Source organism: Alkalibacterium indicireducens (genome assembly GCF_039522005.1).
Lineage (GTDB): Bacteria > Bacillota > Bacilli > Lactobacillales > Carnobacteriaceae_A > Alkalibacterium > Alkalibacterium indicireducens.
Window position 1 is genome coordinate 1 of record NZ_BAAADA010000070.1, and the last position, 7,652, is coordinate 7,652.

Genomic DNA, 7,652 nt, shown 5'->3' on the forward strand with positions numbered 1-7,652 from the left:
GTGCACCCTTTTTTATGAAAATAGGTTGTCATTTTATAATCTATTCTCTTGACTTAACACCATAATGCTTAATAGATACAAATTTTAGTGATCTGCTATCTTCCGATAATGAATGTCATTTCTACTTCACAGACCTTCTTGCCATCCACGTATGCGACACCTTTACCGATTCCAGCATACTCTTTAAGCTTGACGATATCTACTTTTAATTCAAGCACATCTCCAGGAACTACTTTTTTCTTGAATTTAACTTTGTTCAGTCCACCGAGATAGGCTGTCTGAGACTTGAACTGATCCAGTTTTAAAAGCGGGATCGATCCAGCCTGTGCCAGACTCTCAACAATGAGTACACCTGGCATGACTGGTTCTCCCGGGAAGTGTCCTTGGAAAAACTCTTCATTGATCGTTACATTTTTTATTGCGGTGACATGTTCACCTGGAATCAGCTCTGTCACTTTGTCAATAAAGTAGATCGGGTAACGATTGGGAATCAGTTCCTGAATTTCTTTGATGTTCATAGTAGTCATAAGTAGTCTCCTTTAATTTGGCTTGATTTTGATCAGTGACTGATTGAATTCGACAGGCTGTCCGTCTTCGATCATTATTTGGCTGATCGTTCCGTCTACGTCACTCTTGATTTCATTCATGACTTTCATCGCTTCGATGATACAGATGGTCTGACCTTTTGATACTGCATCGCCTTCACTGACGAATGGTGGGGCATCAGGTGAAGAAGACAGGTAGCCTGTCCCTACTATGGGCGCCTTCAGTTCATGAAGATCTTCATCTGGTGCGATCTCTTGTGGCGCGGACTGCGCAGCAGTTTCCTCTTCTGACGAGGGTGAGAATTTCCTTGCAGGTTCTGCCTGATTGTTAGGCTCCACCTGATCTTGGGTCTGCACGACACCACCAGCACCATACGTTTTTCTTTTACTCAATTTTAAGGAGATGTCGTCATTTTCCATCTCGAACTCATAAAGAGATGACCGGTCGATGTGATCGATCAGCTCTTTCAGCTGTTCAAAATTCATTCCTTATCCTCCCATTTCTTGAAGCAGGTAACGGCGTTATGTCCACCAAACCCTAAAGAGTTATTTAATGCATACTGAATTGCTTTTTCTCTTGGCTGATTGCTGACATAATCCAGGTCGCAGGCTTCGTCAGGTGTGCTTAGATTGATTGTCGGTGGAAGTATTCCTTCCTGAAGTGCTTTAATGGATGCGATCGCTTCGATCGCCCCTGCACCTCCAAGTAAATGACCTGTCATGCTTTTAGTACTTGAAACAGCGACACTCGCAGCTGCTTCATCACCTAATGCCAGTTTGATGGCCTCGGTTTCTGAAGAGTCATTGGCAGGTGTAGATGTTCCGTGTGCATTGATATAGCCAATATCTGCAGCTTCGATTCCAGACTCTTTAATAGCCTGCTTCATGGCTCTTGCAGCACCTGATCCGTCTGGAGAAGGGGCAGTCATGTGGAAACTATCTCCAGTCGCACCGTAACCTGTAATTTCAGCATATATTTTCGCCTTGCGTTTCAAAGCAGAAGACAGGCTTTCAAGTACAAGAACTCCTGCACCTTCACCCATGACGAATCCATGACGATTCTTGTCGAAAGGTGTTGAAGCAGCATTAGGATCTTCATTAGTTGATAATGCATTCAGCGCAGCAAAACCTGACATACCGATTTCATTGATGCTTGCCTCAGCTCCACCAGCCAGCATGATGTCGGCATAGCCGTGCTTGATATTTCTATATGCTTCTCCAATTGAATTGTTTCCGGATGCACAGGCTGTGACGATTGAGAGATTCGGGCCTTTTGCTCCAGTTGCTATGGAGATATTTCCCGCAACCATATTTCCAATTGCCATAGGAACGAAAAAGGGAGCAACACGGTCCAGTCCTTTTTCATGCATTTTGATGATCTGGTCCTGCATGGCATTCAGTCCGCCAATTCCTGAACCGACAATGACTCCCATGCGATCGGCATCAATTTCATCCATGTCGATTTCACTATCTTTCACTGCTTCAAGAGCAGCCGCTACGCCATACTGCGAAAATGGGTCCATACGCTTAGCCAGTTTTCTGTCCATGACTTTCTTAGCTTCAAAGTCTCGGACTTCTCCGGCAACATGAACATTGATTGCCTCTCCATCGAATTTGGTCAGCGGCCCTATGCCGTTTCTTCCATTTTTCAGTCCATCCCAAAATTCTGCTACTGAATTGCCAAGCGGCGTAATCGCCCCAAGACCAGTAATTACTACTCTTTCCATTCTCAGCCTCCTAAACTATTTACCCGTTCATTACCATTCCACCATCAACGTGGAAAACTTGTCCGGTAATATACTTCTGATTACTTAAAAACCCTGCCAGCTCAGCTACCTCTTCAGCTTTACCAAGGCGGTTGAGAGGAATAGTCATCAGAGCTTTCTCTTTTACTTCATCGGTCAGCTGATCGGTCATATCCGATTCAATGAAGCCAGGTGCGATGGCATTAACCAGCACGCCTCTTGGAGCCAGCTCCTTGGCCAATGATTTGGTCAATCCGATTACACCGGCCTTACTCGCAGCATAGTTCGCCTGTCCGACGTTTCCAGCTACTCCGACAACACTGGACATATTGATGATATGCCCTGAGCGCTGCTTGAGCATCACTTTAGCCGCTTCTTTAGATGTATAGAACGTGCCTTTCAAGTTCACATCAAGCGTGGCATCAAAATCATCATCAGACAACCTGATTGCCAGATTGTCACGTGTGATCCCTGCATTATTCACTAGAACATCTACAGACCCAAAGTGTTTTCTAGTGTCCTTGATCAGCTTTTTAGCAAAGGCCGAATCGCTGATGTCCCCATTGATAACATGGACAGTCCCGTCGAAAACGTTGAAGTAATCCATCAGATCATCTGACAGGTCTTTTCGTCCGTTAACAACGACATTATGCCCTCTATTAAGAAAGAAGGCTGCGATCGCTTTACCGATTCCTCTGGTGCTTCCTGTTACTATGATTGTTTTTTTATCCATATTACCCCTACTATCCACTCGATTTTTCCAGTAATTTATTCAATTGACTAGGCTTTTCGACATTCGACGGTTTAAAGCTTTTATCAATTGCTTTGATAAATGACTTTAAAGTTTTTCCAGGTCCGACTTCGATAAATCTCTCTACCCCATCTTCAGCCATAATCCGAATCATCTGTTCAAAACGGACAGATGAAGTCATCTGTTCAGTGAGAAGATGAGAAATCGCCCCTGAATCAGGATAAGCACTGGCTGTCACGTTAGAATAGACCGGGATAGTTAACGGGTTGAATGTCTGCTGAGACAGGACTTCAGAAAATTCCTGAGCTGCTGGTTCAAGCAGTTGAGAATGAAAAGGTCCGCTGACATTCAGTTCAACTACACGTTTCGCCCCACGTTCTTCGGCCAGCTTCATCGCCTGCTCCACACCTTCTGCTGTTCCAGAAAGAACAAGCTGACTTGGCGTATTATAATTTGCTACGGTCACATAGTTATTTTCAGTGACTGAGGTACAGATCGATTCAACTGCTTCTGCATCCAGTCCTATGACCGCAGCCATTTTTCCTTCTCCGTCAGGAACAGCTTCTTCCATAAGACTTCCCCTCTTGTGGACAAGTCTGACTGCTTCTTTGAACCCTATGCCTCCTGAAGCGACAAGCGCACTGTATTCTCCCAGACTAAGTCCTGCTGAACAATCCGGATGAATGCCTTCTTCGCCCATGACTGCAGCAATAGCATGACTGACTGTCAGAATAGCCGGCTGAGTATACGGAGTGAGATGTATCTTCTTTTCATCGTTAAAGCAAATTTCAGCAAGATCGAGATCCAATGCCTCACTGGCTTGATCAAATATAGCGCGGGCAGATGCATAAGTGTCGTAGAATTCTTTTCCCATGCCCAGATACTGCGCACCCTGCCCACTAAAGACAAATGCAGTTTTCACGAAAAACTTCCTTTCATATAACTGATAAATGAGTAAGTCGCCATTTGTTTGAATATCAAAGTATTAGACTGAAGCTTACACATCAATTAAAGACGACTGGGTGAGCTGTCAGCTCTTTGTATTCACTCATCAGCTCCTGAATGATCTCCTCACAACTCTGTTCTTTCGATACCAGACCGGCAATCTGACCGGACATAAATGATCCACCATCCTTATCACCTTCAATAACCGCTTTTCTTAAAGCGCCCTTACCAAGCTCTTCAAGACGTGAAAAATCCGGATGCTCATCACTTGTAATTTCTTTTTCTACTTTCAGATATTCTTTTGTGAGTTTGTTTCTAAGTACACGTACAGGATGACCTGTGATCATACCAGTTACGACGGTATCAATGTCTCTCGCCTTAATAATGCGCTCCTTGAATTTTTCATGAGCAATACTTTCATAAGCGACTACAAACCGTGTACCCAATTGTACCGCAGACGCTCCCAGCATAAATGCGGCAGCCATTCCCCGGCCATCTGCTATACCTCCAGCTGCTATTACTGGAATATGAACTGCATCAACGACCTGAGGAACTAGTGTCATGGTTGTCAGTTTTCCAATATGACCTCCAGCTTCCATCCCTTCACAGATGATTGCATCTGCACCTTCTTTTTCCATCCGTCTGGCCAGTGCAACGGAAGCAACTACAGGGATCACAGTAATACCTGCATCCTTGAACTTTTTCATATATCGTCCAGGACTGCCCGCTCCAGTTGTCACGACTTTTATGCCTTCTTCGCACACAACATCGACGACATCATCAACATAGGGTGACAGCAGCAGGACATTCATACCAAATGGTTTGTCTGTCATCTTCTTAGTTTCTTGAATGATTTTTCTGACATACTCACCTGGTTCATGCCCGGCTCCAAGCATGCCCAGTCCGCCTGCATTTGAGACGGCTGCTGCTAGACTTGGAGTGGCAACCCATGACATCGCTCCTTGTATGATGGGATATTTAATTCCAATTTGCTCTAATAAGGGCTGATTCATCTAGGAGCTCCTTCCTGTTAAATTAAGATTCGATTTGACCTTCAACATATTTTACTAGATCTTCTACAGTTGTCAGACCCTCTTCAGATTCTATCTTGATGTCAAATTCGTCTTCGATATCATTTATGATCTGGAACAGATCCAAGCTGTCTGCTTCAAGTTCTTCTCTAAAGTTCGTTGAGAGTTGTACTTCGCTTTCTTCTTTGTCCAGCTGATCTACGATAATTTCCTGAATTTTTTCAAAAGTTGTCATTTATAATTCCTCCGATTAGTTCATTAGTTTTTTAGTTTGTATCATTAGTTTATTTCCAAGAGTAGCGTTCCCCAGGTTAATCCCCCGCCGAAGGCACTCAAGATGATTTTCTGTTTTTTTCCATTCAACACTTTTTTTTCTTTTGCAAGCTCGTCCAATAGTATCGGTAGACTGGCTGCAGATGTGTTCCCGTAATTCTGAATGTTCATTGGAAATGTCTCGACAGGACGCTTCAGTTTCCTGGCAACAATTTCTATGATGCGTGCATTTGCCTGATGAAGAAGAAAATAATCAATGTCTTCTATGTCAGTCCCGCCGGCTTCAATAACCTTTTGGATACTGTCCGGAATCGAGCGAGTGACAAAGTTGAAGATCTCTCTTCCATCCATAGTCAGGTAACTGACTGATTTGTCTGACTGTACAAGAGGATTATCCACCTGTCTATTCCCAGATGTCAGTGCCTCTCCTTTATCTCCATTTGCATGAAGATCTTCAGATATAAACTGATCAGACTCATCTGTCTTACCTATCAGGACTCCTGCTGCTCCATCACCGAAAAGTACTGCCGTCTTTCTGTCTGTCCAGTCGATCTCTTTTGACATGACCTCTCCGCCAAGCACTAAGGCATAGCTGTAGGGAGCATGTCTGAGTATTTTTTCTGCTGTAGATAGCGCGTAGACAAAACCTGAGCAGGCTGCGTTCATATCGAATGCCATCGCCTGACCCGCTTGAATCGCTGACTGTACTTTACTGGCAACAGATGGAGACTGCCCATCAGGTGACATTGTCGCAACAATAATCAGTCCGATTTCATCAGCATCGATATGACTACCTTCTAGCACATCATGCGCAGCTTTGACGCACAAGTCACTCGTGTTGTCTCCACGAGATAAGTAACGGGATCGGATACCTGTCCGTTTGACAATCCATTCGTCAGACGTATCCATCCAGCTCGTCAAATCATGATTAGACACACGATGAGGTGGGATATATTTCCCAGTTGAATATATTTTTACATGGGTCTTGTCCATCACTCCGGTAACTGCTCCTTTGTCCGCTCAAGAAAGCTGTGAAGATTCAACAAGCCTTTCATCAGCACTTCAGCTTCTTCTTCGCTCATTTCCGTTAGCGTTTCTCTGACCATGTCTCTATGAAACTTGTCATGAAGACGATAGAGCAGGCGGCCTTGCTTTGTCAGCGCCAGCTTGACGACTCTTCGGTCTTTCTCGCTTCGGACGCGGTTCACATAGCCTTTACGGACTAAGTTGTTGACCGAGACTGTAAGCGTACCTACAGTAATCCCAAGCTTCTTAGCCACTTCACTGGTTGTGTGCTCCTGATACATGCCAATTGCATCAATGGTATGCATTTCTTTGATCGATACATCCTTGAACTGACTGGTCTGGAGTGTCCGTTCTTCAATCATCAGCACATCGTTGAAAATAGATACCAGGTACCCGTTTATTTCATTGATTTTTGGATCCACATCATCTCCTCCTATTCGTTTAGTCGATATTGTTTGATTATCAAACTATTTGACAATCAAAATACTAACTTAGTTTGGAAAAACTGTCAAGATTAAAATAATGATTTATATGTGAAGGCAGTTTTGAAAGTTTTGTTGATAGCGCTATCATTACTGGTTGGAACGGTCTCCTTATTCTTATGTTTTTTGTATGATTTTTTACTGCCTGTTTAACTTCTTAAGTCAAATTTCTGCGGTGACCCTTTTACACTTCCTCAATTCGGGGTGTATAAAAGCAAAAAAGACCATCCTAGGACGGCCTTTTTTGATAGTTGCTTATTCTTCATCCACTTGATTTTTAAATCCTTCAATATCTTTAAAGTTAACGACCGTTTTTTCTTCAACCAGATCACGCATTCTTTCAGCAGAATGATTCCAGTTGATACGGACGATGGCACTGTTTGTAAGAAGTTTTTCAATAATTCCTTCCATTGGTTCGTCTCTAAATGAAAAGATAATTTCATCCCCAACATCCGGTCTTAAATTTTCTTTGATCGTTTCAATAATGTCGACTGCTTCTTTATAAGGTAAATCTAATAAATTAGCAATTCGGGAGTTGCTGGCACCTTTACGAAGTTCCGTTTCAACCAATTGCTGGACTTCCGCAGTGATCTCTTCTTTAGCCACTTTCATCCCCTCAATTCTTCATTAAGATATTATACTCCTTTAATCATTATACCATAAGAGTATTATGAAAGCGAATAAAGGTTGGCCCTAGTTAAGTGTCCTGTAAGCTGACTGCTTTATACCCGACTTTTTTTAGGGTGTTCTGTAAAGTTTTTATTTCTTCTAATGTGCATTCGGGAGTTTGACAGTTGAAACGAGGAAAAAGTGACAGAAAGCCTATAAGGGCTTTATTTTTTTGTCAAATTCAC

General features: G+C 43.1%; 10 protein-coding genes. All 10 read right to left on the reverse strand.

Annotation, left to right across the window (positions count from 1 at the left end; all coding sequences use genetic code 11):
• Positions 1-95: 95 nt before the first annotated feature.
• The 10 genes from fabZ to ABFX15_RS04420 all read right to left on the reverse strand — a co-directional run bounded on the left by fabZ (position 96) and on the right by ABFX15_RS04420 (position 7,410).
• Positions 96-518, reverse strand: a complete 423-nt coding sequence (gene fabZ / locus ABFX15_RS04375) for a 3-hydroxyacyl-ACP dehydratase FabZ (protein ID WP_346024287.1) — start codon at positions 516-518, stop codon at positions 96-98.
• 21 nt (positions 519-539) lie between these two features.
• A complete protein-coding gene (gene accB / locus ABFX15_RS04380) occupies positions 540-1,031 on the reverse strand; it encodes an acetyl-CoA carboxylase biotin carboxyl carrier protein (RefSeq protein ID WP_091268061.1) in 492 nt (163 codons plus the stop codon).
• Positions 1,028-2,272 carry a beta-ketoacyl-ACP synthase II gene (gene fabF / locus ABFX15_RS04385; protein WP_346024280.1) on the reverse strand — a complete coding sequence of 415 codons (1,245 nt, stop codon included), beginning with the start codon at positions 2,270-2,272 and terminating at the stop codon, positions 1,028-1,030. Before fabF ends, accB begins: the two co-directional genes overlap by 4 nt.
• 19 nt (positions 2,273-2,291) lie before the next feature.
• Positions 2,292-3,023 (reverse strand): 3-oxoacyl-[acyl-carrier-protein] reductase, encoded by a 732-nt coding sequence (fabG, locus tag ABFX15_RS04390; RefSeq protein ID WP_346024281.1) that lies wholly within the window; start codon positions 3,021-3,023, stop codon positions 2,292-2,294.
• Positions 3,024-3,033: 10 nt separating this feature from the next.
• Positions 3,034-3,963 (reverse strand): ACP S-malonyltransferase, encoded by a 930-nt coding sequence (fabD, locus tag ABFX15_RS04395; RefSeq protein WP_346024282.1) that lies wholly within the window; start codon positions 3,961-3,963, stop codon positions 3,034-3,036.
• Positions 3,964-4,045: 82 nt separating this feature from the next.
• Positions 4,046-4,999 carry an enoyl-[acyl-carrier-protein] reductase FabK gene (fabK, locus tag ABFX15_RS04400; protein WP_346024283.1) on the reverse strand — a complete coding sequence of 318 codons (954 nt, stop codon included), beginning with the start codon at positions 4,997-4,999 and terminating at the stop codon, positions 4,046-4,048.
• A gap of 22 nt (positions 5,000-5,021) precedes the next feature.
• The gene (locus ABFX15_RS04405; RefSeq protein WP_346024284.1) at positions 5,022-5,252 is read right to left on the reverse strand and encodes an acyl carrier protein; all 231 of its coding nucleotides are present in this window, start codon (positions 5,250-5,252) and stop codon (positions 5,022-5,024) included.
• 44 nt (positions 5,253-5,296) lie between these two features.
• Positions 5,297-6,283, reverse strand: coding sequence for a beta-ketoacyl-ACP synthase III (locus tag ABFX15_RS04410; protein WP_346024285.1), 987 nt, complete (start codon positions 6,281-6,283; stop codon positions 5,297-5,299).
• Complete coding sequence (gene fabT / locus ABFX15_RS04415; protein ID WP_170230946.1) at positions 6,283-6,738, reverse strand: fatty acid biosynthesis transcriptional regulator FabT; 456 nt, start codon at positions 6,736-6,738, stop codon at positions 6,283-6,285. Before fabT ends, ABFX15_RS04410 begins: the two co-directional genes overlap by 1 nt.
• A gap of 315 nt (positions 6,739-7,053) precedes the next feature.
• Entirely contained in the window at positions 7,054-7,410 is a 357-nt protein-coding gene (locus ABFX15_RS04420) for a DUF2187 domain-containing protein (RefSeq protein WP_428830598.1), read from the reverse strand.
• Positions 7,411-7,652: the final 242 nt, after the last annotated feature.